The following is a 26,586-nucleotide window of genomic DNA, read 5'->3' on the forward strand; positions in this document are numbered from 1 at the left end:
AAACGCCCGGCCATCAAGCTCGTGGTCACTCATGGCCTCCGAGCTTTCAGTACTGTTCCGGCGGCTGCGGACTTGGGCCATGCTCCTGGCGCTCGCAGCGATTCCCATCCTCATCGCCGCCGCGGTCAAGCTGAGCTCGCATCCCGTGGCCCCGGGGCGCGGTCCGCCGTTCCTGGATCGCATCACCCAGAACGGGCTTTTCGTCGGCGTCACGGCAATGATCGTCTCCGTGCCTTTGTTCCTTCCCCTCACGATCGGAGTGGTGGCCGGCGACACGATTGCCGGAGAAGCGAATCTTGGCACGCTCAGGTACTTGCTCGTGGCCCCGGCGGGACGCGTCCGCCTCCTGTTGATCAAATACGCGTCTGCCGCGGCGTTCTGCCTGGCAGCGACCCTTACGGTGGCCGCCGCCGGCGCGCTGGCCGGCGTCGCACTTTTCCCGGTGGGTCCCGTCACCCTGCTCTCCGGCGACACTATCGGCGTCGGCGAATCAGTAGTGCGTTCCCTGCTGATTGCTGCATACATCGCAGTGTCCTTGTTGGGTCTGTCCGCCATCGGGCTGGCGATTTCCACTTTTACGGACGTGCCGGTCGGGGCCATGGCTGCAACCATAGTGTTGTCCGTTGTGTCGCAAGTGGCCGACAACCTGCCGCAACTGGAGTGGCTGCACCCGTGGCTGTTCAGCCATTACTGGTTGGGCTTTGCCGATCTCTTGCGCCAACCCATCTCGTGGACGAGCTTCGGCGACAATGCCCTGCTGCAGGCGGGCTACATCGTGGCGGCCGGTGCGCTGGCTTATGGCAAATTCACGAGCAAGGATGTCCTGTCCTGAAGTAGGGCCTGCCCGTAAGCTCGTGGCATGGCAAGATTCTTCGATGTTCACCCGCAGGACCCCCAACCACGCGCAATTGCCCAGGTGGTGAATATCCTCCAGTCCGGCGGGCTCATCGCCTACCCCACCGATTCCTGCTACGCTCTCGGCGCGCAAATCGGCAATAGGGAAGCGCTCGATCGGATCCGCTCGATCCGGCAGCTCGACAGCAAGCACCATTTCACCTTGGTCTGCAAGGATTTCGCGCAACTCGGGCAGTTCGTCATGATCGACAACGATGTCTTCCGAAGCATCAAGGCCGTCACGCCGGGAAGCTACACGTTTATCTTGCCGGCCACGAAGGAAGTGCCGCGCCGTCTCCTGCACCCCAAAAAGAAGACGGTAGGCGTGCGGATTCCGGACCACAATTTTGTCCAGGCACTGCTGGCTGAACTGGGGGAACCACTTCTTTCCAGCACCTTGCTGCTCCCCGACGAAGAGGAACCCTTGACCCAAGGCTGGGAAATCAAGGAACGCCTGGACAATCTGGTCGAAGCGGTGATCGATTCCGGAGACACCGGCGCAGAGCCCACCACCGTGGTGGACTTCTCGAGCGGCACGGCGGAAGTGGTCAGGCGCGGCACCGGCGATCCCTCCCGGTTCGAGTGAGCATGAGCATCGCCGAATCCCGCGTCACGATCGACGTCGACGGTGTACCGATCTCCGGCATCTACGCCCGGCCGGACAAACCGGCCGCGACCCTCGTTCTCGCCCACGGAGCCGGGGCAGGCATGGAGCATCCGTTCCTGGGCGGCCTCGCGAACGCGTTGAACGACGACGGCGTCGCGACCTTGCGCTTCAACTTCCCCTACCGGGAAGCCGGCAAGAAATTCCCGGACCGGCCGCCCGCCGCGATCGCGGCGTGGCGGGCCGTCATGGCGGAAGCGGCGTCCCGTTCAGAGGGCGAACCGCTGTGGGCAGCCGGCAAGTCCTTCGGCGGCCGCATGGCGTCGATGGCAGTCGCCGAAGGCATGTCCGCGGCCGGACTCATCTACCTCGGCTACCCGCTGCACGCGCCCGGAAAACCGGAGAAGCTCCGCGATGAGCACCTCTACGGGCTCACGCTGCCCATGCTCTTCCTGCAAGGCACACGGGATACCTTCGCGACGCCCGAGCTGCTCGAAAATGTGGTGGCCCGGATTGGATCCACCGCCACCATCGAATGGTGGGACGGCGGCAACCATTCCTTTGAACGCGTGGGAGTCAAGAAGAGCCCTGCGGAGGTGGGCGCCTCATTGGCGGCTCCGGTGTCAGCGTTCCTTCGTAAGAACCGCTGAGCTGGAAGCAGACGCTGAGCCTCAGGCTTTCGCCGAGGCGACGGCTATGCCGGGCGGCAGCGGCTCGTGGCGCATGTACTCCCGGCGGAATCGTCCGCTGCCGGCCGTCAGTCCCCGCAGCACGATCGCGTACCGCAGCAGTTCCTGGTCCGGGACTTCGGCGCTGATCTCAGTACGCTCCCCGCCCACGGATGTCGTCCCGGTGACGCGTCCGCGGCGCGAGGACAGATCGCTCATGACCGCACCCACATGCTCGTCGGCCACAAGTACCGTCACGGCCGAAATCGGTTCGAGGAGTTGGATGCTGCTCGCCGCGGCGGCCTCCCGCAAGGCCAACGCGCCGGCCGCCTGGAAAGCCGCGTCCGATGAATCGACGCTGTGCGTCTTGCCGCCTACCAGGATCACCCTGATGTCGACCACCGGGAAACCTGCCCGCACCCCCTTGCCCATCTGGGACCGGACGCCTTTCTCGACCGACACGACATACGTTCCGGGGATGACCCCGCCCACAATCCTGTCGACGAATTCGAAACCTCCCCCGCGTTCGAGGGGTTCCACTTCGATGTCGCAAATCGCGTACTGTCCGTGGCCGCCGGATTGCTTGACATAGCGCCCGTGGCCGGCGGCCTGGGCGGCGAAGGTCTCCCGGAGCGGCGTGATGACGTCCACGGTCTGAAGCTTCACCCCCTGCTCGCGCAGCCGGTCCAGGACAGCCTCTGAGTGGGCCTCGCCCATGCACCACAAGACCAGCTGGTGCGTCTCGGAGTTGCGCTCCACCCTCAGGGTCGGGTCTCCAGCCGCTACCTTGGCCAGGCTCTTGGACAGCGCATCCTCATCGCCGTGCGAAGCCGCTTCGATTGCGACAGGCATCAGCGGCTCGGGCATGTCCCAGGTTTCCACGAGCAATGGAGCCTCGCGTGCGGAAACCGTGTCTCCCGTCTCGGCACTCGCCACCTTAGCGAGCGCGCAAATGTCCCCGGCCACGGCGAACTGCACCGGCCGAAGGCTGGACCCCAACGGAGAGTAGAGGTGCGTGATCCGCTCGTCACTGTCGTGGTCGGGGTGGCCGCGCTCGGCCAGGCCGTGGCCGCCGACATGCACGGCAGCGTCCTCGCGAAGCGTCCCTGAGAAGACCCGGACGAGGCACACGCGTCCCAGGAACGGGTCAACCGTAGTCCGCACCACTTCGCCAAGGAGCGGACCATCCGGATCGCATGTCAGGGGTTCGACAGGTGTCCCGCCCAAGTCAGTTACCGCCGGGAGGCTACGCTCTGTCGGAGAAGGAAACGCCCGGGTCAGCACCTCCAGCAGTTCGGCCGTGCCGACTCCGGTCATCGAGGAGCTTGCCAGTACCGGAAAGAACGTCCCCCGAACGATCGCGGTCTCCAAATCCTCCACGAGGGTATCGATGGGAACCTCCTCGCCGCCGAGGTACCGGTCCATCAAGGTCTCATCCTCGCTCTCGGAAATGATGCCCTCTATGAGTTCCCCGCGGACACCCTCCGCGCCGGCCAGTTCGGCCGCAGTCGCGGGACGGACCGCAGCTCGTGGCTCCCCGGAGGTGTACTCCGACACCGAGCCCGAAAGCAGCCCGAGCACGCCCGAGACAGCGTCACCGTTGCGGACCGGCAAGTGAAGGGGCAGGACGGAATCGCCGAAGGCGGCCCGGCATTCGGCAAGGACCCCGTCGTAGTTCGCCCGCGGATGGTCAAGCCGGCTGATGACGACTGCCCGAGGCATGCCAACGCGCTCGCATTCACCCCAAAGGGCGGTGGTTCCGACGTCGACCCCGTCAACCGCCGACACCACGAACAACGCCGCATCCGCAGCACGGAGCCCCGCGCGCAGCTCGCCCATGAAATCGGCGTAGCCCGGGGTGTCGAGAAGGTTCACTTTGACGTCGTCGAAGACCAGGGGCGCCGCAGAGAGTCCGATGGATCGCTGCTGGTGGATGGCCGTCGCTTCGGAGTCGCTCACGGTGGTGCCATCTACGATCGAACCCATGCGGGTCACGACGCCGGCAGCGTAAAGGAGTGATTCGAGCAGCATCGTCTTTCCCGCGCCGGAACGGCCAATCAGGACGACGTTGCGGATGTTTTCGGGCCGATCGGCCGGCGTCGAGGAAGGGTCCGCCCGTCGAAGATCAGGGTTGGTCCGGTTCGACCCCTTCGTCGCACTGCCTGGTCCTTTCACCGACATGAGCACCTCCTGGAGTAGAAGCCGGATCCCCCGCGTCCTTTGCTAACCGATTCCACACCCTGGACCGGCGCACGGCAAGAGCAATCGACCCAGTCTGTCCGAAACCGCACGCTTAGGAGAGCATGCCCCACACCAGGCGAACGGAAAAGGCCGCGCTTGCCGCAATGACAACAGCGAAAGCCACCAGCCACAGCAAGGACGGTACCCCCGTGGTACGGGCCAGGATGTAGGCATCCGACGACGCGAGCCGGTCCCGCCGACTGGTGTGGACCGAAGCCACCTTGAACCAATCACGCACGGCGCCCACCTCGAGGGCTATGCCGAGTCCCAGCACCACATGGCTGACCGTCGAGGCGTTGGCGAACATGACAAGGAGTTGGGCAATCGCCGCGCTCAGGACCGCGACGAAGATTCCGGTGAAGTTCCGCAGAAAGATCAGTGCGAGCAGCAATACCAACGCGCCGATGGACATCGCCGCTCCCGACCGCCCTGCCGACACGGACCAGATAAGCGCCACACCCACCACCGCGGGACTCGGATATCCCCAGAAACCGGACCAGGCTGCACCGAACTTACCGCGCCCGCTGCTCAGGAGCTGTCCCGAGTGGTCCAGCCCGATCTTGAGCCCGTGGACGACCCGCCCCGTCATGAGGGCGGCGAACGCGTGGCCCAATTCATGCACGAAGGTCACGTAAAGGCCAAACCAACGCCATGTGGCCCGCGGGATGCTCAGTACGACGGCCGCAGCCAGGATGCCGAACACCACCGGGGTCGCGAGGTTCGGCACCTCCGCCGTCGTGAATCCCCGCAGCACGGCCTGCCACCAGTCGTTGGCCACGTCAGAAGGCCGCAATTCCATGTTCATCACCGTCGCATCCTAAGGAAAGAGCCTGTGAATGCCTCCCAGGCCGCTGGAACCGCCTGCGAGCCGAGGTCACATCTTCCGTTTGGTCTTGGCCGTGGCGGGCGCCGTCCACGGATCTTCGGGCCAGGGATGCTTCGGATAGCGGCCGCGCATTTCCGCACGGACCTGCGCATACGGGCCGGACCAAAAGGAGGACAAGTCGTCGGTCACAGCCAGGGGCCGCCTGGCCGGAGAAAGAAGGTGGAACAGCACCGGCACCCGTCCGCCGACCAAGCGGGGCGTCTCTGCCCAACCGAAGCACTCCTGCAACTTCACGGCCACTACCGGCCGGCCGCCGTCGTCCGCCGCGTCCGGATAGTCGATCCGCACCCGCGAACCGCTCGGCACCTCAAGCCATTCCGGCACCAGTTCACCGAGACGGGCCGCTTCCGGCCACGGCAAAAGCCGCCGCAACGGCTCGGCCAAGTCGATCCCGCTCGTCGCAGCGCCTCCCGCGAGCGCTTCGAGCTCCGGTGCCAGCCACCTCTCCAACCGGGCCAGCAACGCGGGCTCGGAGACGTCCGGCCATGGATCGCCCAGTTCCCTGTGCAGTAAAGCCAATCGCCGGCGCAACACATCGGCAGCCGGCGACCATCCAATGGTCCCCAGGCCTTCCTTCGCCAGCGCGTGGGCCACGGCGACGCGCCCGTCGTCGATGGAGGGCCGCACGGGCGTCGACGAAAGCAGGATCGCTCCCAGCCGCCGTTCTTGCCTGGCGATGACGCGGCCTTGTTTGAATTCGGCTTCCACCGTGTCGCCCAGGAGGTGGCTGGCGGCAGCTTCCGCCGCATCCGCTGCCAAGGGCGCAGCGGAACGGATGACGGCACCGGTCCCTGCCGCGTCCCGGCCCTCCGCGCGGGACACTTCGGCGACGGCGAGCCATTCATGGCCGGTGAGCGGACTGCTAGCCGGCAGCCCGGCCCGCGTCCCGGACGTCAGCAGGTAGCGTTCAGGACCGGTGCCTGGAACGCGGCGCGCCACACGGTCCGGGAACGCGAGCGCGACGACGAACCCCAAGGCCTCGGCCGCGCTCGCCGGAGAAGACAGGCTCGCCTGTGCGGTCAGGGAACGCCCGACGCCGGATCTCTCCTGGCGTGCGATCGCCTCCATCCGACGGACATCCTCCGTCCAGCGCCGGGCTCCTGGATCCTTGCCTGTCCGGAGCGTGGCCAGGAGGCGCGTCAGGTCGGCCCCCGGAGCTCGTTGATCGCCGGCCACGAGGGCGACCGCCTCGGCAGCCGCACGGTGCCCTACTGTGGCGGCACCATCCAGCAGTGCGCGGGCCAGTCGTGGATCGGCGGGGATCCTGGCGAGCGTCTTTCCCACGTCCGTGGCAAGTCCGTCCGGGTCGATCGCACCAAGTTCCCGCAGCACTTCAATTGCATCATCCATCGCGCCTTGGGGCGGGGAGTCCGGAAGCGCGAGCCCCCGGCCACCCGGCGATCCCCAACAGGCCAGGACGAGCGCGGCGCCCGTCAGGTCGGCGGCCGCAATTTCCGGTGTGGGGTGGGCCGGTGCGGCTCCGTAGGCTTTTTGCTCGTAGCAGCGGACCACTCGTCCTGGCCCTTGGCGTGCGGCGCGTCCGGCGCGTTGTTCGGCGGAGGCGCGGGAGCAGGAGACGGTGACCAGTCCGGACATGCCGCGGTTGGCGTCGCGGCGCAGTTCACGGGACAGGCCCGAGTCGATGACCAGCCGGACTCCCGGAACTGTCAGGGAGGATTCGGCCAGGGCAGTCGAGACGATGATCCGGGGAGATCCGCCGGGCTCACGGCCGGAGACCGCCCGGTCCTGTTCCGCCGGGCTTGCCTGGCCGTGAAGCTCCAATACCTCCGCGCCCGGTACCCTCGCAGCGAGGCCGGCGCGCAGCCGGGATGCGACATATGAGACTTCCCACGCACCCGGGACGAAGACCAGGGCGTCGACGTCCGGATCGGCTGCGAGCGTGTCCGTGTACGACGCCGCGGCAGTCTCCGCCACATGGTCCAGGAAGGCGCGGGTCACGCCGCGTCCGTCCAACCGTGCGCCTGCCGCGGGCGCCCAGTCCACCGTCAAGGGATGCAGGGCGGACGGACAGTCGACCACGGGTGCCGGGCCGCCGCCGTCGTGCTTTTCGTCTGTGCCTTCACCGGCGCCGGCACCCCCAATCAGCGCGGCAAACCGTGGCGCGTCCAGCGTCGCCGACATCGCGACGAGGGTGAGGTCATCCCGCAGCTCACGGACCTCGATGAGCATTCCGAGCAACAGGTCCGTCTCCAGGCCGCGTTCGTGCACCTCGTCCAGGATCACGGCGTTGACGGTCTCAAGCCCTGGATCCGCGAGCAGGCGGCGCAGGAGGATTCCCGGAGTGACGAACTCGATGATGGTCCCCGGACCCGTCTGGCTTTCACCGCGGACCGTGTAACCGACGCGATCGCCGAGCCGGCTGCCGTCGAGGGCTGCGAGGCGGCGAGCGGCTGAGCGCGCGGCGACCCGTCGTGGCTGTGTCACGACCACCCGGGGGCGCTCTTTCGCTGTGACGTCGCCGCCCGCGATGTTGGCGAGCGCGATGTTGGCGAGCAGGGGCGGCACGAGCGTCGTCTTGCCGGTCCCCGGAGGCGCTTGCACGACGGCGGTTCCTGCCGTTCTTCCCGCGCCGAGGGCTTTGGCGAGTTCCCCCAGCGATTCTCCGAAGACGAGTCCCGCGCCGATAGTGCCCAGGTCGAAAGGGCGGTATGCGAGCGCGGCGTTCCGGGGAACGAGTGGGGATTTCACTCATCCATTGTGCCTATATGCGGATCCGCCCCGGAAAGGTGGACTGCTTGCCGAATCGGGAGGACGATTAAAGGGCAGTTGCTAGAAGGAGGTCTGTGATGTGCTACGGCTACAACAAGGATTTCCGGCGGGACACCAGGAAAGATGCCTCACAGGAACCCGAGGAACGCCCTGAGCCCAAGGTGGACGCGAAGGACTTCATGTTCTGGGCCTTCCCACGCCGCCACCGTGAGTTCACAAACGATCCGGAGCCGGTTATCGACCGGACCCGCGAAAGGGTCTAAGCCACGAAATTGAAGGGAACGTCCCGGAGGGGCGTTCCTTTCATTTGTGGCCCTACAACTCGGCGAATCCAAGGTATTTACTGGAGATACAACGTAAGCGGGTTCGCCTGCCTCGCTGCGGAAATTGGGCTCCCTTTTCCCTTCACTGCCACCAAAGGACCTCCGCCATGAACGCATCAGCACTAAGCGACGAAGCCGGTGGGCGGCCATGACAGCGGACGCCATCACCTGGCTCATTGTCTTGATTGTCCTGCTGGTCATCTGGTTCGCGATGGCCATCCACATTGTCACGCAGTATGAGCGCGGTGTCCTGCTTAGGCTGGGGAGGGTCCAGGGCCTCCGGACTCCGGGGCTTGTGATCATCATCCCGTTCGTCGACCGGCTGAGGAAAGTGTCCCTGCGGATCGTCACCATGCCCATCCAGTCCCAGGGCATCATCACGCGGGACAACGTCAGCCTGGACATTTCCGCCGTCGCCTATTTCCGGGTTGTCGACGCCATCAAGTCCGTCCTCGCCATCGAAAACGTCTACTCCGCGATTGACCAGATCGCGCAAACCACGCTGCGCAAAGTAGTGGGCCAGCACTCGCTTGACGAAACACTCGCAGAAACGGATGTCATCAATGCCAATATCCGTCAGATCCTGGATGGCCTGACCTTGGAATGGGGTGTCGAAGTGACCCTCGTGGAACTCAAGGACATCCAACTGCCGGACAGCATGAAGCGCGCCATGGCCCGCCAGGCCGAGGCCGAACGTGAGAAGCGCGCCAAGATCATCGCCGCCGAAGGCGAGTCTTTGGCCGCCGCTGCTCTGGGCATGGCTTCCGACACCATGATGGCCCACCCCTTGGCCTTGCAGTTGCGCAACCTGCAGTCCATGGTGGAGATCGGCGTCGACAAGAACACCACAGTCGTCTTCCCGGCGCCCTTGATGAGCACCATCGGCGAGCTCGGAGCGTTCCTTGCCCGCGAAGCGGCCGCCGCGAAAGCCGCGCAACCACCGAGGACCATGACGGGCCGGACTATGGCGGCAGGGTGAAGGCGGCAGGGGTGAAACTGAACGGTGTCTACGCTCGTTGAACCCGTCGTATAGCCTGAGAACCGAGCGTACAAGCCACAGAAGGAGGAAGACCATGACCGACCCCCGACGGGGCCGCGCCACGGCCTTCCTCCTCCGCATCGGCCTGTTGGCAGGACTGCTGTCGATCATCGCCGGAATCCTCGGGATGCATGTCATGGCGGGTGGGCACAGCATGCACGCCGCCACCGTGGCGAGCCCGGCCGCCGTCGTGAGCCAAGCCCCCGTCGTTAGCCACCATGCGGTCCACCACTCGGCTCCTCCACCCGCGCCGTCTTGCACATGCTCGGGCACCTGCACGGAGATGTCTGCCATGCACGCCGTCTGCGTGCCTGCACCGGGCCATAACATGCTGACAGCACCCCTACCCGGCGTCCCGCCCTATGCCACTGCGGGCACAGCCGAGGCAGGCGTCCTGGTCTCCGGCTATTCGCACCGCCCGGGAAGTCCTTCGCCGGGCGATCTCTGCATCAGCCGCACGTAAAATCCACTGCCGCGTCGGGCTGCTTTGCCCGTCGTACATGACTCCACCCTGACGCGCCGCCCACACGGTGGGCTTTGCCGTGCGCGTCCCACGCAGCCGTACCTCTGCAGGCTGATGATTGAAGGACTCCAAAACCATGAGAAAAAGTTTGACCATGACCACTGTTACCGTTGCCACGGCAATCGCGCTTGCCGGTTGCTCGGCCGGAACCGGCGGTGGCAAAGGCGCCGTGGCCATGGCGCAAAAGGAAGGCACGGACGGTAAGAACCCCGATGCCCTCAAACTCGGCAAGGACATCGTGACGGCCCAGGAGGCCGAGATCAAGGAAATGCAGGAACTATTGGGCGCTCTGTAGCCCAAAGCACCGGCCCACCTGGTTTTCCAGTGTGGGCCGGTGCCGGTGGCCTGGACAAGGGCGTCTTCCGGGCCTATGCCGTGACGCCTATGGAGGTTTCTTCCGCCGCGAACAGCGCTTCCGCCACATCTTCCCTGAGGTGGTATTCCCTGGCGTCGACCGGATACAGGGAACCACTGACAACGTAGTAACCGCGGCCTTCGCCTGGGCCGCCGGCCGCGGCATCCATCGCGGCGATCATCCCCGGCTCCAGGGGCTTTTCTTTGCCTGCCTCGCGCAATCGAGCTAGGTCTTCGGCCTCAAGGCGACTGATCAAACCCGGAATATCGCACATCTAAAAACACCGTCCTGTTCGGTACATGGGAATGGTTTGCGCCGTCGCCCCAGCCCTTGGTGCATGCCAAGAACAGTAAGGCCGGGCGTCGCTCATGGCAAGGGTCCAAACATGACCAGCCCACCAAATGGACGCCGCTTGCCTGCGCCCCTGGTTTCATGCTGCGTTCTTGGTTCCGTTGCCTACTGTTCAGTAACGGTAGGCAACATCGAGGGAGTGACTTCACCATGCAAAGCCCATTCGGGCGAAAATGTCTCCTTCTCCTCTACCCGGCGGGGCTTCCTGGCCGCCGCACTGACCGGCGCGGCCTTGACCCTGGCCCCGGTTTCGTTCGCGGCAGCCGCTACCGGAACCAGCAAGACCAAGACGATCACCGGCCATCTGGATCCGGGCGCCGCAGACTTCGTCTATTTGCCGATCGAGGTCCCGGCTGGCGTCAACAAGATCAGCGTTTCGTACACCTACAGCAAGCCCCAGGTGGCCGCAGGCCTCCTCGGGAACGCCTGCGACATCGGAATCTTCGATGAGAAGGGCACCGACCTCGCCGGAAAGGGTTTCCGCGGCTGGTCCGGCGGTTTCCGGACCGAATTCAGCATCAGCGCGGGCGAAACGACGCCGGGTTACTTGCCGGGATCGATTGGAAAGGGCACGTGGAACGCCGTTCTCGGCCCTTACCAGGTGGCCGAGCGCGGCCTTGACTACACGGTGAACGTCACCCTTGAGTACGGACCCGACGTCACTCCTTTCAAGCCCCAGTACCCGCCGCAGCAGATCGCCGGCCGCGGCGCGGCCTGGTACCGCGGCGACGCGCACCTGCACACCGTTTACTCCGACGGAAAGCGCACCCCCAAGGAAGTCGCAGCCGGCGCCCGCGCCGCGCGTCTCGACTTCATGATCTCCACGGATCACAACACTCCGGCATCGCACGGCGTCTGGGGACCGCTCGCCGGCGACGACCTCCTCATCCTCACGGGCGAAGAAGTCACCACGCGAAACGGTCACTACCTCGCGCTAGGCCTGGAGCCGGGCGAATGGATCGACTGGCGCTACCGGGCCCGCGACAAGGGGTTCGAGCAGGAAGCCCAGCGGATCCACTCCTCGGGGGGCATTGTTGTTCCGGCCCACCCGTACTGCCCGTATGTCGCCTGCCGCTGGAAGTTCGGTTACGACGACGCCGACGCCGTAGAGGTATGGACGGGCCCATGGACGATTGACGATGAGTCCTCCGTCAACACGTGGGACTCAATGCTGGCCCATTCCGTGCGCACGGGGGGCCGGTGGCTCCCCGCGATGGGCAACAGCGACGCCCACAGTGTCCCGCAGGTCATCGGATTCCCCCACAACGTGGTCAACGCAGCAGCGTTGTCCCGCGATGCCCTGCTTGACGGCATCCGCAATGGCCGGAACTGGATCGCCGAGTCGGCGGACGTCTCGGTGGACTTCCAGGTCACCTCCGGCGGCAAGAGCGCAACCGTGGGCGACCGGCTCAAGGTCGCGGCAGACGCCCCGGTCACGGTGACGGCGAAAATCGCCGGCGTGCCGAACGGCGTCGTACGCTTCATCACGGACGAAGGACAGACCCAGCAGGTGACGCTTCCCGCGTCGGGTCAGGGAACCAGCACGTGGGTTACCACCCCGCAGCTCGCAGCGTACGTACGCGTGGAGGTCCGGCATCCGAAGATCGACGGAACCTCCGGCAGCGGCACGGAAATGGGAACGGTCATCCCGCTCGGTCCCATGGCAGCGCTGACGAACCCGATCTTCCTGGGCGCCAGCTAGTCCGCAACAGATCCGATTGAGTTGAGGGAGTCCCTGCCAGTACCCCTACCAACAGGGACTCCCTCAATTCGGAAATCTCGTGTTGGGTAGATAGTGCCAATCCTCCGTCCACAAACAGGAGAAAAATGCTGACCGTCAATGCTTACGCCGCCCCATCCGCGAGCGAAGCGCTCGTTCCGACCACCATTGAGCGCCGCGACGTCGGCGCCCACGACGTGCTGATCGAGATCAAGTACGCAGGCATCTGCCATTCAGACATCCACACCGTCCGCGGCGACTGGGGACCGCAATCCTATCCACTCGCGCCCGGACACGAAATCGCCGGTATTGTCACCGAAATCGGCTCCGAAGTGACCCGCCACAAGGTCGGCGACCGCGTCGGCGTCGGCTGCATGGTCAACTCCTGCCGCGAATGCGAGAACTGCCGCAAGGGCGAGGAGCAGTACTGCCTGAAAGGCATGACCGGGACCTACGGCGCCGTTGACCGCGACGGGACCATCACCCAGGGCGGCTACTCCACCCACGTCGTCGTGACTGAGGACTTCGTGGTGCGGATCCCCGATGGAATAGAGCTCGACGCCGCCGCTCCCCTGCTGTGCGCAGGCATCACCACGTATTCGCCGCTCCGGCATTGGAGTGCCGGCCCGGGCAAGAAGGTCGGCGTCGTCGGACTCGGCGGCTTGGGCCACATGGCCGTCAAGCTCGCGCACGCCATGGGGGCCGAAGTCACGGTGTTGTCCCAATCGCTGAAGAAGATGGAAGACGGCCTGCGGCTGGGCGCCGACCAGTACTTCGCCACGAGCGAGCCGGCCACCTTCGAAGAGCTTGCGGGGACCTTTGACCTGATCATCAACACCGTCAGCGCCCCGATCGACATCAGCTCCTACCTTCAGTTGCTGGCGCTCGATGGCGCGCTGGTGAACGTAGGCGCGCCGGCGGAACCCCTGCCCGTCAATGTGTTCTCACTCATCACGGGACGGCGCTCCTTCGCCGGATCCGCGATCGGCGGCATCCGGGAGACCCAGGAAATGCTGGACTTCTGCGCCGAACATGGACTCGGCGCCGAGATCGAGGTCATCCCGGCCGAGAAAATCAACGACGCCTACGAGCGCGTGCTCGCCTCCGATGTGCGGTACCGCTTCGTCATTGACACCTCCACACTGGGCTAGGCGGGGGCCCCTCCCGAAAAGTCCCTGCTGGGCACTTGCACTGCGGCTCTGGCCTCGTGGTTGTGCCCGGCAGGGACTCTTTTCGTTCTGGCCGGACGACGAGCAGGCACCTTAGTTTCAGTCGACGTTCACCATCCGGTCCCCTTCCGATCACACAAGCCGTTTAACGTTCTTAGTGTTCTACGCGCGTAGACCCCCACTCGCTACCCACAGAGGACCAGAACGTGCCCATGAATACTGTCAATCTCGAAAAAACCTCAGAACCAGACCTACACTTTCAAACACCCGAAGGCCGCGCCCGGTTTCGCACCGCCACCATCTCCACCTGGCTCGGAACAACCATGGAGTACGTGGATTTCGCCTTGTATGGCCTGGCCGCGGGCCTGATCTTCGGCAATGTCTTCTTCCCTGGAAGCGACCCGGTCATCGGGCTGCTGTCCGGCTTCGCCACGTACGCCGTGGGCTTCCTTGCACGGCCCCTCGGAGCCATCTATTTCGGCCGGCTTGGCGACAAGCGCGGACGGAAGTTTGTCCTTGTCACGACGATTGCCCTCATGGGCTTGTCAACAACACTGATAGGTTTCATCCCGGGTTATGCCCAGATCGGCGTCGCTGCCCCGGCCCTGCTGGTCCTGTTCCGCCTCGCCCAGGGCTTCGGAGCAGGCGCGGAACTGTCCGGCGGTGCCGTCATGCTCGCCGAGTATGCACCGGCAAAGCGCCGTGGCCTGGTGGCCTCGATTGTGGCGCTCGGCTCGAATAGCGGAACGCTGCTCGCTTCAGCCATTTGGCTTGTAATTATCCAGCTTCCCCAAGCGGACTTGATGTCCTGGGGTTGGCGCATCCCCTTCATCGGCAGTTTCATCATCACAGCGGCAGCGCTCCTTATCCGCCGCTCAATGGCCGAAAGCCCTGTGTTCGTCAAGCAGCAAGAGAACTTGCTGAAAGCCTCTCAGCCTGAGACGACCGTCAAGCCGACGGGCTCCTTCTTGTCCCGTCACAAGGCCTTTTTCATCATGATCGGGCTCCGTATTGGCGAGAACGGCCCCTCTTACCTCGCCCAGAGCTTTGTCATCGGATACGTCGCCAAAGTCCTGCTTGTCGATAAGTCCGTTCCGACGTCGGCCGTTCTCATTGCGTCTATCCTCGGGTTCGGCGTGATCCCCCTGGCGGGATTCCTCTCGGACCGTTTCGGCCGACGGATCAGCTACCGCGTATTCTGCCTCCTGTTGGTTCTTTACGCCGTGCCCGCTTTTGCGCTGCTGGATACTCGCGAGCCAGCGATTGTCATGGGCGTCATCATCGTGGGCATGTGCCTGGCGTCGCTGGGAATCTTCGGCGTCCAGGCCGCCTACGGCGTGGAACTGTTCGGGGCCAACCACCGCTACTCTCAGATGGCCCTGGCCAAGGAACTCGGCTCCATCGTCTCGGGCGGCACAGCCCCTTTGGTGGCGGCCGCGTTGCTGGCAGGGTTCGGTCACTGGTGGCCCATTGCAGCCTATTTCATCCTCATGGCCGGAATCGGCTTGGTCACGACCTTCTATGCCCCTGAGACCAAGGGCCGTGACCTCAACGAGTTCGAAGACGCCATCTAAACGATTGCTAGAGTAACCGCCGGAGGGACATGAAACAGTCAGGTGCTATGGGACTAAATATCGGCAAGGTAACCCGAAGGGAAGTTGCGCTTGCAGCCGGGACGTCGGAGGCGGTTGTGAGTTACGTGGTCAACAACGGCCCCCGCCCGGTCTCCGACGCAACCAGGCAGAAAGTACTGGACGCTATTGCCGAAACGGGTTACCGACCGAACACCATCGCGCGGTCCCTGGCTGCGGGGTCGACAAAGACTTATGGCTTGATCGTCCCGAACATCCGCAACCCGTTCCTGGCGGCCCTGGCCCACGCATTACAGCAGGAAATGTTCTCAACTGGCAGAGTGCTGCTGCTTGGCGATTCCGATGACAACAAGGAACGCGAAAGTGAAATCCTCCGGACCTTTATCGAGCGCCGGGTAGACGGCATTATTTGGTATGGCGTCGACAGGGATATAGAACTGCGGGACGCTCATGCAGCAGGCGTCCCCGTCGTTGTCCTCGACAAGACACCAAGCGGCTCCGAGGCTGCCTCGGTCTTCATCAATGAGACCGGGGCGGCCTTCGAAGCCACTAAACATTTGATTGATCACGGTAGGACGTCGGTTGCCATCATTTCAGGACCACGGAAGAACCTGAACTCCCAAGACCGTATTACTGGCTGGAAGCAAGCCTTGGAACTAAGCAACATCGCTGCAAGTGACACTCTTAGCTTCGAAGCCGAATACACTAGGGGCGGCGGATATGCCGCCGCTAGGGAAATGTTTTCCGGAGCGGCCCAACCAGACGCCGTATTCGTTTCGAACGAACTGCAGGCCCTCGGTTTCGTTGCGGCGGCGGCCGAATTCGGTGTACGTATTCCCCAGGACTTGGCAGTTGTGTGCTTCAACGGCACTATCAATTCCGCATTCAGTACACCCACACTGACGGCCATCGAACAACCCACTGGAACCATCGCCAAGGCCTCCATAAAACTGCTTCTGGAATCCGGGTCTTTTATGGGGGAATCCATCGAGTGCGACTTCCGGCTGCGGAGACGAGCGTCCTGCGGATGCGACTACGAAAGAGATACTTTTGACAGAGACCAGTAGCAAACGAATCCGCGTGATCCTGGATTGCGATCCAGGGAACGGTGTTCCCGGTGCCAATGTTGACGACGGGCTGGCCATTGCCCTCGCCATCGCCGCCGCAAGCCGGATCGAACTGGCAGCCATCACCACCGTTTCAGGCAACACGCCGAGCCGCACGGGATATTCAGTGGCACGCACCATGATGGAGGACCTTGGACTCCAGATACCCGTCTATTGCGGCGCCGAACGTGCACTTCAAGAACCCGATGGCCCGTGGAGGTCATTCCTCGACGCCCCCATCCGAGACCCTTCGCTGGCCGGTTTGTGGGATGGCGTCCCTCGAGTTCGGGACTTTGAACAAGAACCAACCGTCCCCGCCGCCCTGCAGATTGCCCAGCTCGTCCTTGCAGACCCTGGCAATGTCACCATTGTTGCCATCGGACCGCTTACGAACGTCGCCCAGGCAATGCTCCTTTACCCACAACTGGCAAGCGCGGTGGCGGAGATCATCGTCATGGGGGGCTCATTCAACATCGACGGAACCCTGAAGGACACCAATTTCGGAGTCGACCCCGAAGCTGCCCGCATCGTTCTCAGGAGCGGGGCTCCGATCACGCTGGTCCCCCTCGATGCCTCCGAGCAGACCATGCTTACCCTCGACGACTTGGCAGAGCTGGAGAACGTCGACAACGATCTCGCCCGGTGCGTCCTTCCTTGGACGCGAGCCTGGCTGAAATACTCTTCGAGAACACGCGGCATCCTTGGTTGCTGGCTCCATGATCCCTTGGCTGTCGCAATCTTGCTTGACCGCTCCATCGCGATCAGCAGGGAGTACATGGTCGACGTCGAACTGAGCGGCGCGCTAACCCGCGGACGGAGCATTCGTTGGGTCCGCGACTCTCTGCGTACGACGGTTGGAATTGACGCAAATGGCGCCCGATCAATCAATGTTCTGACTCAAGTGGACAACAGGAAACTCGTCAAAACGCTCATCGACGCAATCAGGGGCTACGGAACATGAACAAGAACCGACTCGAGGCATTCAGTGACGGCGTCCTCGCCATTGTCATCACCATCATGGTGCTTGAGCTGCGAGTGCCCCCGGAACCGAGCTGGCATGCCTTGCTCAGCGTCTTTCCCACGTTCCTCAGCTACTTGCTCAGCTTCGTCTACGTGGGGATCTACTGGAACAACCACCACCACATGATCCATCTGGCGGATCGGGTCAACGGCAGAATACTTTGGGCGAACCTGCACCTGTTGTTCTGGATATCCCTCTTCCCGTTCAGCACACGCTGGATGGATGAGTCGGGCTTCGCTGAGGTCCCTGTGCTGGCTTACGGGTTCAACCTGCTCTGCGCCGCCATTGCCTACTTCGTCCTGCAGCAGTCCTTGATCCGGCACCAGGGGCGGCAGGGTGCGCTCGCCCAGGCGATTGGCCGGGACTGGAAGGGGAAGACGTCGCCGCTCATCTATCTGGCCGGGCTTGGCCTCTGCCTTCTGCATCCTTTGCTCGGCGTCGCCGCCTACACCGTCGTGGCTTTGATCTGGCTGGTCCCGGACCGCCGCGTTGAACACTTCGTCATCCGCGCACACCAGGACCGACTGGAGTAGCCCAAGCCAGGGACCAGCAGAGTCAGCCGGTCCCCGACTCGCGGAAGCACTTCAGACCCGGCGTGAGCGCCGTTCAAGCAGGAGCGTGTCCCGCCATTGGCCGTCCAGGGGCCCGGCACTCATACGGCCGATGCGTTCACGCCGGCCAACGATGGTGAAGCCATTGGCTTGGTGAAGCCGGATGCTGGCCTGGTTTTCGGGGAAAATGCTGGACTGGATGGTCCAGATGCCATGCTCTTCGGTCGACGCAGCCAGCGCTTTCAGCAGCAGGCTTCCGACACCCCGTCCGCGGGCAGAACCGGCGACATAGACGGAGTGTTCGACGACGCCGGCATAAGCCGGGCGCGCAGACACCATGGAAACGGCCGTCCATCCCAGCACGGCGCCGGACGCAACAGCCACGAAGCGGTGATCAGGAAGGCGGCTCGCGTCGAATTGTTCCCAGTCAGGAGCTGCCGCTTCAAAGGTTGCTTGCCCGGTCTCGATGCCTTCGGTGAAAATCGCACGGACCTCCGGCCAATCCTCGGGACTCATGGGCCGGATCGAGACGGCTCTGGCTTCGCTGGACATTCACCCATTATGCACTCGGATTGACGAGCCCTTGATTGAAGCCCTCGTCCTTGTTGCACTTGTCCCATGAGCAAAGAACAGCTGATCATCGTCGGATCCGGCCCTGCCGGCTACACCGCGGCAATCTATGCCGCCCGGGCGGGCCTGAGCCCCCTCGTTCTTGCCGGATCGGTCACCGCCGGCGGCGCGTTGATGAACACCACGGAGGTGGAGAACTTCCCCGGCTTCCCCGCTGGAATCCAGGGCCCCGAGCTCATGGATGGCCTCCAGGAGCAGGCCGAGCGCTTCGGCGCCAAGATAGCGTTCGACGACGTCACTGAAGTCCAGCTGCGTGGCCACCTCAAGCGCGTGGTCACCGGCTCGGGTGACACCCACGAAGCACCGGCCGTGATCCTTGCGACCGGTTCCGCCTACAAGGAACTCGGCTTGCCCGAAGAGAAGCGGCTAAGCGGGCACGGCGTTTCGTGGTGCGCCACGTGCGATGGCTTCTTCTTCCGCGAACAGGAAATCATCGTTGTGGGTGGCGGTGATTCGGCCATGGAAGAAGCGATGTTCCTGACCCGGTTCGCGAAGACCGTGACCGTCGTCGTCCGCAGGGAAGAGCTCCGGGCCTCCCGGATCATGGCCCAGCGGGCCAAGGACAATCCGAAAATCCGCTTCGCGTGGAATTCCGCCATCACCGCCATCCACGGCGACACCAAAGTCACCGGGGTGACCCTGGCCGACACACGTTCCGGCGAATCGCGTGAACATGCGGCTACGGGCATATTCGTGGCCATCGGACATGTCCCTCGAACGGAGCTTGTTGCGGGACAAGTGGAGCTCGACGCTGAGGGCTACATCAAAGTGGACTCCCCCACCACGGTGACCAATCTCTCCGGAGTCTTCGCTTGCGGTGACGCGGTGGACCACCGCTACCGCCAGGCCATCACCGCCGCCGGCACAGGTTGCGCAGCGGCGTTGGATGCCGAGCGGTACCTCGCAGCGCTCGACGACGCGGACAGCATCGCCACGGCGCTGGTTGAAGAACCCACCCACGCCTGAAGACCCCCAACTAATCCCCACCGCCACCCTTGCCTCGCAAGCTCGGCCAGGGAACCCTGGCGGCGTGGGCCCACGCAGTTAATGTCGTTTAGAGGGCTCAAAGCGACATCTAGTGCGAGTCAGTTGGGCGAGCCGCGCTTATCAAGCTGCACCTAAAACCCACTTTTCGGCATGCCTAACTTAACGGTATCCTCATCATGTCCGTATCCCCGATGTTGAGGAAGCCATGGCTGCGACTATCGCGGAGCGACCGGCGAGCAAGACCCGGTGGAAGTCCCGGCTGCTTTTGTTGGGTCCGGCTTTCGTGGCTGCGATCGCATACGTGGATCCGGGAAACGTCGCGGCAAACCTTACTGCCGGAGCCAACTACGGCTACCTGCTCGTGTGGGTCCTGGTAGCGGCAAACATCATGGCGGTCCTGGTGCAGTACCAGTCCGCAAAACTTGGCTTGGCAACCGGACAAAGCCTTCCGGAACTCCTGGGAAAACGGTTGGGAACCCACCGCCGCAGACTGTTCTGGGTCCAGGCAGAGGTAGTTGCCGGGGCTACCGACATGGCCGAAGTCATCGGCGGAGCGGTAGCCCTCAACCTTCTCTTCGGACTGCCGCTCCTCATAGGCGGAGTCATCATCGGCGTGGCATCCATGTTGCTCCTGGCGCTCCAGTCGTCACGGGGCCAGAAGTCCTTTGAGTACGCCATCATGATGCTCCTGGCGGTCATCGCCGTCGGTTTCATTTCGGGGCTCTTCGTCAATCCCCCCGAGACCGGTGGAGTATTGGCTGGTTTGGTGCCGCGGTTCGAAGGCACGGACACTGTCCTCCTCGCTGCGAGCATGCTCGGCGCCACCGTCATGCCGCATGCCATCTACCTGCATTCGGCCCTGGCCCGTGACCGGCATGGTTTCTCGGAAGATCCCGCTGAACGGACAAGGCTCATCAGGACCACCCGCGTGGACGTCGCGGCCGCTTTGATGCTTGCCGGAGTCGTGAACATCGCCATGCTCCTTTTGGCCGCGTCCAGCCTGCGGGGAGTCGAAGGAACCGACACCATCGCCGGGGCCCATGCCGCCGTGACATCTGCCCTTGGTCCAGTCATCGGCGTGGCTTTCGGCGTCGGCTTGCTTGCCTCGGGCCTCGCTTCGACTTCCGTCGGATGCTACGCCGGCGCAACGGTCATGGGCGGACTCCTCAAGATCCGGGTGCCCTTGCTGCTCCGCCGTGTAGTCACGCTGGTCCCTGCCCTCGTCATTCTCGGCGCGGGCATCGAACCCACCCTGGCGCTCGTGTTGAGCCAAGTCCTGCTGAGCTTCGGCATTCCTTTCGCCTTGATTCCGCTCATCCGGCTCACCGGCAAGCGCGAGGTCATGGGCATCCACACGGATTCCACGGCATTGAAGATTGCCGGGTGGACCAGCGCCGCACTGATTGTGGGCCTCAACTGTGTCCTCATCGTCTTGACCGTCACAGGGAAGTCCTAGGTCCATGAGCAACCCCCAGGCCCTGGCCCGTCAGCTGGGCACCTTTGACGCCGTCGTGATCGGATTGGGCTCCATGATCGGCGCCGGCGTGTTCGCGGCCTTCACTCCGGCCGCTGCCGCCGCGGGATCAGGATTGCTGGTTGGACTCGTCGTCGCGGCTGCTGTGGCATTCTGCAACGCGACGTCCTCCGCCCAACTCGCCGCCGCATACCCGACGTCGGGCGGGACCTACGTTTACGGTCGTGAACGGCTGGGACCGTGGTCCGGATATCTGGCCGGTTGGGGATTCGTCATCGGGAAGACTGCCAGCGCGGCGGCCATGGCCATGACCTTCGCCGCCTATGCGGCCCCTCCGGGGTGGGAACGTCCCGTGGCGATCGCCGCCGTCGTCGTCCTCGCCACCGTGAACTATCACGGGGTGACCCGCACAGCCGGCCTCACACGCATCCTGGTTCTCGCAGTACTGGCGGCCCTCGCCATTGGCGTGGCAGCCTGCTGGGGCGGTTCAGCTCCGTCCCCGGCCAACATCCCCGGCGATGGACTGCTTGCACACGGCTGGTACGGGATCCTCCAATCCGCCGGGTTGCTGTTCTTCGCCTTCGCCGGCTACGCGAGGATCGCGACCATGGGAGAGGAAGTCCGCGACCCCCGGCACGCCATTCCACGTGCCATAGGGATCGCGCTGGGCATCGCCGTCGTCCTCTACGCGATCATCGCGGTGACCCTTCTCGCCACTCTCGGCCCGGACCGTGTGGCTGGCACCTCAACGCCGCTCGCTGCCGCGGTCGGAGCCGGGACTTTTTCCTGGACCGTTCCGGTGGTCCGCGTGGGAGCCGCCGTCGCCTCCCTCGGGGCCCTCCTGGCGCTCATCGCCGGCTTGGGCCGGACCACCCTGGCAATGGCCAGGCACCACGACCTGCCGCACTGGCTCGCCGCAGTCCATCCCCGCTACCGTGTCCCGCACCGCGCCGAAGTCACCCTCGCCGTCGTGATCTGCGTGATCGTCGTGGTCGCCGACTTGCGCGGCGCGATCGGCTTCTCTTCTTTCGGTGTGCTCATCTACTACCTGGTCGCCAATATTGCGGCGTTCACCCAGCCGGCCGAAGACCGCCGATACCCCAAAGCGCTCCAAGTGCTCGGCGCACTGGCTTGCGTAGTCCTCGTGGCCACGCTTCCGCCGCTATCGGCAGGCCTGGGCGTGCTCATGTTCGCGGCCGGCATCATCCTGCGCGTGGTCAGGCTTAAGCGATAGCGTCGTGTGCGGGCGCGGAGGCAGCAGGCCGTTCCTTCGGCGCCATCCGCCGCGACGGCCGCCCGGCCAACCCAATGACAAGCAGGGCCAGGACAGTGAGAGCCGCGCAAGCCGCGAAGACGCCTTGGTAGCCGAACGCCGTCGTCGATCCCAAAGCGATGATCGGGCCCGAAACGATCGCGCCGACGCGCCTCGTGTTGGTGTAGAGGCCGGAGGCCAGGCCCGGACGCGGAATCAGCCGCTGGAACAAGGTCAGCCCCACACCCGCCACGATCCCGAAGAACCAGGCATTCAGGACCTGGAGCGCAATCAGGGTGGCCGGGTTGGAGACAAAAGCCATGGCCGCGTAGTAGGCGATCCCGGCCACGCATCCCGACGCAATGAGCGCCCGGCTGGAGTAGCGGCGCGCGAGCCGCCCGATCAGGAAGAGCGCCGGTATCTCAAGCGCGGCAGACACGCCGAGCGCGATGCCCGCCCAGATGATGTCGACGCCGAGCCCCTGGGTCACGAAAAGGCCCATGATGGACACAGCGGCGCTGTTAGTTGCCTGCAGGGCGATAAAGCCGAGGACGACGGCGGCGACCCCCGTTTTCGAGAACGGGTGCCCATCCTCTTCGCCATGAGCCCTGGGCCGATCCTCGACGGCGGCAGCGCGCCGCCGGGAAATCATGGCAGCAGTGGTGGCGACATTGAGGACGGCGACCGCACCGAGGGTGAGCAGGATGGCCCGATTGCCCAGGGCGCCCATGATGAATGTCGCGAGGGGCGGCCCGGCCACCCAGGCGAAAGAGACAATCGCGCGGGTGTTCATCACGTCGCTCGTTCCAGCACCTGAGTGCCTGAGGTGGGCGAACAGCAGCGAGCTGCCGACCCCCGCCGGGCCGCCCAGGACGATCAAGCCCACGACGGCGAGCGGCAGCGAAGTGCTCACGGCCAGAAGGGCGGACAGCCCCAGGGTCAGGACGCCGCAGGCCAGCATGGGCCGCAGGTAGTCGTTTGTACGGTCCGCATACGCCGGCACGAGAAGGGAAGCGACGAAGCCGCTGGCATTGTAGACGGCGAGGACCCATCCCACCTCGGCCGGGGTGGCGTTGAAGAGGGCCACCAGCAGGAGTGCCAGGGCAGGGTTGAGGAATGCGAACTGGAGCCCCCACAACAGCGCCGCAGAGGGGACGAGCAAACGCTTCATGCTTCCATTCCGTTTATCCACGCCCTCAACCCTAGAAGCCTTCCGGGCCGCTAGGGAGGCCCTGCCGGTACCTGTATCAGCAGGTCTTCCGGCTGGTCAGGGCTGATTTTGGACGTCGGCCCGATCAGATCCGGCCGGCGGGCGAGCTCTGACAAAACCCGAATCAGGGGTGGACGGCGGAGGCCGCACAGAGCAGGATTGAGCCATGAGCATCCATGAGGCACTTCTGAAACAGGCCAGCATTACCGCCACGGAAGCCACGCTCGTGGCGAAGTTCGAGATCGAGGGCAACATCCCTGGTTCCGGCGCCTTTGTTGTGGGCCTGGTCGCGGCGACTCCGGACTATTCCTCTCAACGAAGACTAGGCATCGAGTTCATGAACGGGGAGGCGATTGCCTTCTTTTCCTTCAACCACGACCAAAGCGCCGAAGAGAACTACGACCTCAAGGGTGTGGAGCACTCGGGCAACGTCATTACCGGCCATTTCCCTCTCTCGGCGATCAACGGCCTTGGCAAGGGACACGTGATGACGGCCTTCAGTGAAGCCGACGGCCGCGAGTTCCAGTCCGGCGTCGCCGTCGAGGAGTCGCTCTAGCCGGGCGGCCAAATCGATGCCCGATTCGCCCTTGCGTGTCATGTGACACATGCGCGCGAAGGAATAGCACCTGCCGGGTTACCGTTGACGCGAGTAGTTCAAAACAACGACAGCAGGAGAATCCGTGGACTTCACCCCCGAATCCGGCACCATCACTATGTTCTCGACCACTTGGTGCGGTTATTGCAACCGACTGAAGAAGCAGCTTGACGCCAAGGGCATCGGCTACAACGAGGTCAACATCGAAGAGGTTGAGGGCACCGCCGAACTCGTGGAGAAGCTGAACGGCGGCAACCAAACCGTCCCTACGGTCCTTTTCCCGGACGGCACTGCTGCCACCAACCCTTCCGCAGCCGAGGTCGAAGCGCGCCTCGCCGCCTGAACCCCCGCAGCTGAGTTATCCAGGTGGTGCGGCTGGTTCCAGGCGCACCACCACGGATTTAGACGCGGGAGTGTTGCTGCCTTCGGCGATCGAATCCAGCGGTACAAGGACGTTCGCTTCCGGGTAATACGCAGTCACGCAACCGCGGGCTGTGGGGTACGCGATCAACCGCAACTGGCGCAGGACCCGGTCCACGCCGTCGTCGGCTTCGCTGTGGACGTCCACATAGCCGCCGTCGGCAAGGCCCAGGTCAGCCAGGTCGTCCCGGTGCGCAAAAAGCACCATGCGGCCCTTCTTCACGCCCCGGTAGCGGTCGTTCATGCTGTACGTGGTCGTGTTGAATTGATCGTGGGAGCGCACTGTCTGGAGCAGCAGGCGCCCTTCCGGGACCTGGATAGTCTCAAGGTCGTTGACCGTGAACATTGCCTTTCCCGTGATGGTGGGAAACTTCCGCTCGTCCCGGGGGCCATGGGGCAGAACGAAACCGTCACGGCTCCGGGCTTTTTGGTTGAAGTTCTCAAAGCCCGGCACCACATGGGAAATGTGCTCGCGCACTGAGTCGTAGTTTGCCTCGAAACCTGCCCAGTCAACTGGGACCTTGTCGCCGAGTACCGTCCCGGCCATACGGCACACGATCGCCACTTCGGACAAGACTTTGTCGGAGATCGGCTCCAGCCTTCCCGCCGAACGGTGTACCGCGCAGACGGTGTCTTCGACGGTGACGAACTGCTCGCCGCTCGCCTGGCGGTCTATTTCCGTTCGGCCCATGGTCGGCAGGATCATCGCTTGTTCCCCCACCACGGCGTGGGAACGGTTGAGCTTCGTGGAGATCTGGACTGACAATCGGGTCTTGCGGACGGCTGCCTCGGCAGCAGTGGTGTCCGACATCGCATGCACGAGGTTTCCACCGAGCGCGACGAGCACGTTGATCCTGCCGTCCCGCATGCCGCGGATGCTGTCCACGGAGTCGACGCCCGGGTGCCGCGGTGGATCGAAGCCGAATTCCTGCTGCAGGGCGTTGAGGAACGGTTCGGGCATCTTCTCCCAAATACCCATGGTCCGGTCGCCCTGGACGTTGCTGTGCCCACGGATCGGCGAAGGGCCGGCGCCGGGTTTGCCGATGTTCCCGCGGAGCAAGAGCAGATTGACGATCTCCTTGATGGTCGCCACGGCCTTCTTGTGCTGGGTCAGGCCCATGGCCCAGGTAATGATGACCTTCTCCGCGCGCAGGTAGCGGGAGGCGAGCTCATCGATTTCCTCCGCCCTCAAGCCCGTTGCGGCGAGGACGTCCTGCTCATCAAGCTCTTCGATGTGGGCTTGGAACTCTTCGAGTCCTTGGCAGTGCTTCTCGATGAACGCATGGTCCAGGACTGCCCCCGGTGCCGCCTTCTCTGCCTTCAGGACCCGCTTGGAGACGGCTTGAAGCAACGCCATGTCCCCTGCGAGGCGGATCTGAAGGAACTGGTCCGCCAGGTCCGTTCCTTTGCCCACCAGCCCACGGGGCCGCTGAGGGTTCTTGAAGTTGATGAGCCCGGCTTCCGGAAGAGGGTTCACCGCGACAATGCTCGCACCGGCGAGTTTTGCCTCTTCCAAGGCGGTGAGCATCCGGGGATGGCAGGTCCCCGGATTCTGGCCCATGATGATGATCAAATCAGCCTTGGCGAAGTCTGTGTAGCTGACAGCGGACTTGCCCACGCCGATTGTCTCACCGAGGGCCAGCCCCGTGGACTCATGGCACATATTCGAGCAATCGGGCAGGTTGTTGGTCCCGAAGGCCCGGACGAAGAGCTGGTAGACGAACGCGGCCTCGTTGCTCGTCCGGCCGCTCGTGTAGAAAGTGGCCTCGTCGGGCGATCCCAGGGCATTCAGTTCACGGGCAACAATCCGGAACGCATTGTCCCAACTGATAGGACTGTAATGGCTCGAACCGGCAGGTTTGTAGACGGGCTCCACGAGCCTGCCCTGCTGGCCCAGCCAGTATTCCGAGCGCTCGGCGAGGGAATCGACGTCGTTCGCCTCCCAGAAACCGGACGGAACCTTGAGCGGATCAGCCTCCCACCCGACGGCCTTGGCGCCGTTCTCACAGAACTCGGCCAGCTTCCGCTCCGGAGGATCCGGCCAGGCGCAGCTCATGCAGTCGAAGCCGTCCTTCTGGTTCATGGCCAGCAGGGACTTCCAGGTGCGGGACGGTCCCATCTGGCTCAACGCATGGGGTAAGGAGTCCACCAGGCTGGGCAAACCCGCGGCGGATCGCTTCGGCGGTCCGACGGTGAGGTCCGCGTCGGAATCGTGGACAACGGATGGCTTCTTGTCCATTGCTCT

At 64.1% G+C, this 26,586-nt stretch carries 25 protein-coding genes; 18 read left to right on the forward strand and 7 right to left on the reverse strand.

Translation table 11 applies throughout. The features are described 5' to 3' along the window. Positions 1-31: 31 nt before the first annotated feature. The 3 genes from AB4074_RS09395 to AB4074_RS09405 are packed head-to-tail and all read left to right on the forward strand — an operon-like array spanning position 32 to position 2,148. The gene (locus AB4074_RS09395) at positions 32-832 is read left to right on the forward strand and encodes an ABC transporter permease (RefSeq protein WP_441413181.1); all 801 of its coding nucleotides are present in this window, start codon (positions 32-34) and stop codon (positions 830-832) included. A gap of 27 nt (positions 833-859) precedes the next feature. Beyond that, the gene (locus AB4074_RS09400) at positions 860-1,480 is read left to right on the forward strand and encodes an L-threonylcarbamoyladenylate synthase (RefSeq protein ID WP_059389303.1); all 621 of its coding nucleotides are present in this window, start codon (positions 860-862) and stop codon (positions 1,478-1,480) included. Between the two features lie 2 nt (positions 1,481-1,482). Beyond that, the gene (locus AB4074_RS09405; RefSeq protein WP_441413147.1) at positions 1,483-2,148 is read left to right on the forward strand and encodes an alpha/beta hydrolase family protein; all 666 of its coding nucleotides are present in this window, start codon (positions 1,483-1,485) and stop codon (positions 2,146-2,148) included. Positions 2,149-2,169: 21 nt separating this feature from the next. On the opposite strand, the gene AB4074_RS09410 is transcribed toward AB4074_RS09405, so the two are convergent. The 3 genes from AB4074_RS09410 to hrpB form a co-directional block, all read right to left on the reverse strand. Continuing rightward, entirely contained in the window at positions 2,170-4,347 is a 2,178-nt protein-coding gene (locus AB4074_RS09410; protein WP_441413148.1) for an elongation factor G-like protein EF-G2, read from the reverse strand. Between the two features lie 112 nt (positions 4,348-4,459). Then, on the reverse strand, positions 4,460-5,212 hold the full coding sequence (locus AB4074_RS09415; RefSeq protein ID WP_441413149.1) for a M50 family metallopeptidase: 753 nt from the start codon (positions 5,210-5,212) through the stop codon (positions 4,460-4,462). A gap of 69 nt (positions 5,213-5,281) precedes the next feature. Continuing rightward, positions 5,282-8,002 carry an ATP-dependent helicase HrpB gene (hrpB, locus tag AB4074_RS09420; RefSeq protein WP_441413150.1) on the reverse strand — a complete coding sequence of 907 codons (2,721 nt, stop codon included), beginning with the start codon at positions 8,000-8,002 and terminating at the stop codon, positions 5,282-5,284. A 98-nt stretch (positions 8,003-8,100) separates the two neighbouring features. Here hrpB and AB4074_RS09425 point away from each other — a divergent pair, with 98 nt between their 5' ends. From AB4074_RS09425 to AB4074_RS09440, 4 genes are all read left to right on the forward strand, one after another. After that, on the forward strand, positions 8,101-8,286 hold the full coding sequence (locus tag AB4074_RS09425) for a hypothetical protein (protein ID WP_078108763.1): 186 nt from the start codon (positions 8,101-8,103) through the stop codon (positions 8,284-8,286). A gap of 208 nt (positions 8,287-8,494) precedes the next feature. Continuing rightward, positions 8,495-9,325, forward strand: coding sequence for a slipin family protein (locus AB4074_RS09430; RefSeq protein WP_441413151.1), 831 nt, complete (start codon positions 8,495-8,497; stop codon positions 9,323-9,325). A gap of 94 nt (positions 9,326-9,419) precedes the next feature. After that, on the forward strand, positions 9,420-9,848 hold the full coding sequence (locus tag AB4074_RS09435) for a hypothetical protein (protein WP_441413152.1): 429 nt from the start codon (positions 9,420-9,422) through the stop codon (positions 9,846-9,848). Between the two features lie 154 nt (positions 9,849-10,002). Further along, positions 10,003-10,203, forward strand: coding sequence for a DUF305 domain-containing protein (locus AB4074_RS09440; protein ID WP_441413153.1), 201 nt, complete (start codon positions 10,003-10,005; stop codon positions 10,201-10,203). A gap of 73 nt (positions 10,204-10,276) precedes the next feature. On the opposite strand, the gene AB4074_RS09445 is transcribed toward AB4074_RS09440, so the two are convergent. Further along, positions 10,277-10,519, reverse strand: coding sequence for a hypothetical protein (locus AB4074_RS09445; protein ID WP_441413154.1), 243 nt, complete (start codon positions 10,517-10,519; stop codon positions 10,277-10,279). 234 nt (positions 10,520-10,753) lie between these two features. Here AB4074_RS09445 and AB4074_RS09450 point away from each other — a divergent pair, with 234 nt between their 5' ends. From AB4074_RS09450 to AB4074_RS09475, 6 genes are all read left to right on the forward strand, one after another. Continuing rightward, positions 10,754-12,316 (forward strand): CehA/McbA family metallohydrolase, encoded by a 1,563-nt coding sequence (locus AB4074_RS09450; RefSeq protein ID WP_441413155.1) that lies wholly within the window; start codon positions 10,754-10,756, stop codon positions 12,314-12,316. A gap of 125 nt (positions 12,317-12,441) precedes the next feature. Beyond that, positions 12,442-13,485, forward strand: coding sequence for an NAD(P)-dependent alcohol dehydrogenase (locus AB4074_RS09455; protein WP_441413156.1), 1,044 nt, complete (start codon positions 12,442-12,444; stop codon positions 13,483-13,485). Between the two features lie 230 nt (positions 13,486-13,715). After that, complete coding sequence (locus tag AB4074_RS09460; RefSeq protein WP_441413157.1) at positions 13,716-15,077, forward strand: MFS transporter; 1,362 nt, start codon at positions 13,716-13,718, stop codon at positions 15,075-15,077. Between the two features lie 47 nt (positions 15,078-15,124). After that, positions 15,125-16,162 (forward strand): LacI family DNA-binding transcriptional regulator, encoded by a 1,038-nt coding sequence (locus tag AB4074_RS09465; protein WP_441413158.1) that lies wholly within the window; start codon positions 15,125-15,127, stop codon positions 16,160-16,162. After that, positions 16,146-17,162, forward strand: a complete 1,017-nt coding sequence (locus tag AB4074_RS09470; protein ID WP_441413159.1) for a nucleoside hydrolase — start codon at positions 16,146-16,148, stop codon at positions 17,160-17,162. The genes AB4074_RS09465 and AB4074_RS09470 overlap by 17 nt, the downstream gene beginning before the upstream one ends. Then, the gene (locus AB4074_RS09475) at positions 17,159-17,755 is read left to right on the forward strand and encodes a TMEM175 family protein (RefSeq protein WP_441413160.1); all 597 of its coding nucleotides are present in this window, start codon (positions 17,159-17,161) and stop codon (positions 17,753-17,755) included. Before AB4074_RS09470 ends, AB4074_RS09475 begins: the two co-directional genes overlap by 4 nt. A 51-nt stretch (positions 17,756-17,806) precedes the next feature. On the opposite strand, the gene AB4074_RS09480 is transcribed toward AB4074_RS09475, so the two are convergent. Continuing rightward, positions 17,807-18,325, reverse strand: coding sequence for a GNAT family N-acetyltransferase (locus tag AB4074_RS09480; RefSeq protein ID WP_441413161.1), 519 nt, complete (start codon positions 18,323-18,325; stop codon positions 17,807-17,809). A 66-nt stretch (positions 18,326-18,391) separates the two neighbouring features. Here AB4074_RS09480 and trxB point away from each other — a divergent pair, with 66 nt between their 5' ends. The 3 genes from trxB to AB4074_RS09495 all read left to right on the forward strand — a co-directional run bounded on the left by trxB (position 18,392) and on the right by AB4074_RS09495 (position 22,098). After that, positions 18,392-19,369 carry a thioredoxin-disulfide reductase gene (gene trxB, locus AB4074_RS09485; RefSeq protein ID WP_441413162.1) on the forward strand — a complete coding sequence of 326 codons (978 nt, stop codon included), beginning with the start codon at positions 18,392-18,394 and terminating at the stop codon, positions 19,367-19,369. A 226-nt stretch (positions 19,370-19,595) separates the two neighbouring features. Further along, positions 19,596-20,846: an Nramp family divalent metal transporter gene (locus tag AB4074_RS09490; protein WP_441413163.1), complete on the forward strand. Its 1,251-nt coding sequence runs from the start codon at positions 19,596-19,598 to the stop codon at positions 20,844-20,846. Positions 20,847-20,850: 4 nt separating this feature from the next. Beyond that, a complete protein-coding gene (locus tag AB4074_RS09495) occupies positions 20,851-22,098 on the forward strand; it encodes an APC family permease (protein WP_441413164.1) in 1,248 nt (415 codons plus the stop codon). On the opposite strand, the gene AB4074_RS09500 is transcribed toward AB4074_RS09495, so the two are convergent. Next, positions 22,088-23,287, reverse strand: a complete 1,200-nt coding sequence (locus tag AB4074_RS09500) for an MFS transporter (RefSeq protein WP_441413165.1) — start codon at positions 23,285-23,287, stop codon at positions 22,088-22,090. The two genes, AB4074_RS09495 and AB4074_RS09500, sit on opposite strands and share 11 nt — an antisense overlap. 205 nt (positions 23,288-23,492) lie before the next feature. Here AB4074_RS09500 and AB4074_RS09505 point away from each other — a divergent pair, with 205 nt between their 5' ends. Continuing rightward, positions 23,493-23,882, forward strand: a complete 390-nt coding sequence (locus AB4074_RS09505; protein WP_437770321.1) for a hypothetical protein — start codon at positions 23,493-23,495, stop codon at positions 23,880-23,882. 124 nt (positions 23,883-24,006) lie between these two features. Further along, a complete protein-coding gene (locus AB4074_RS09510; RefSeq protein ID WP_236811230.1) occupies positions 24,007-24,264 on the forward strand; it encodes a mycoredoxin in 258 nt (85 codons plus the stop codon). 15 nt (positions 24,265-24,279) lie between these two features. Here AB4074_RS09510 and AB4074_RS09515 read toward each other — a convergent pair whose 3' ends face one another. Next, positions 24,280-26,580, reverse strand: a complete 2,301-nt coding sequence (locus AB4074_RS09515; RefSeq protein WP_441413166.1) for an FdhF/YdeP family oxidoreductase — start codon at positions 26,578-26,580, stop codon at positions 24,280-24,282. Between the last annotated feature and the right edge of the window lie 6 nt (positions 26,581-26,586).

The sequence above is a fragment of the Arthrobacter sp. 2MCAF14 genome, assembly GCF_052115645.1.
Classification (GTDB): Bacteria; Actinomycetota; Actinomycetes; order Actinomycetales; family Micrococcaceae; genus Arthrobacter.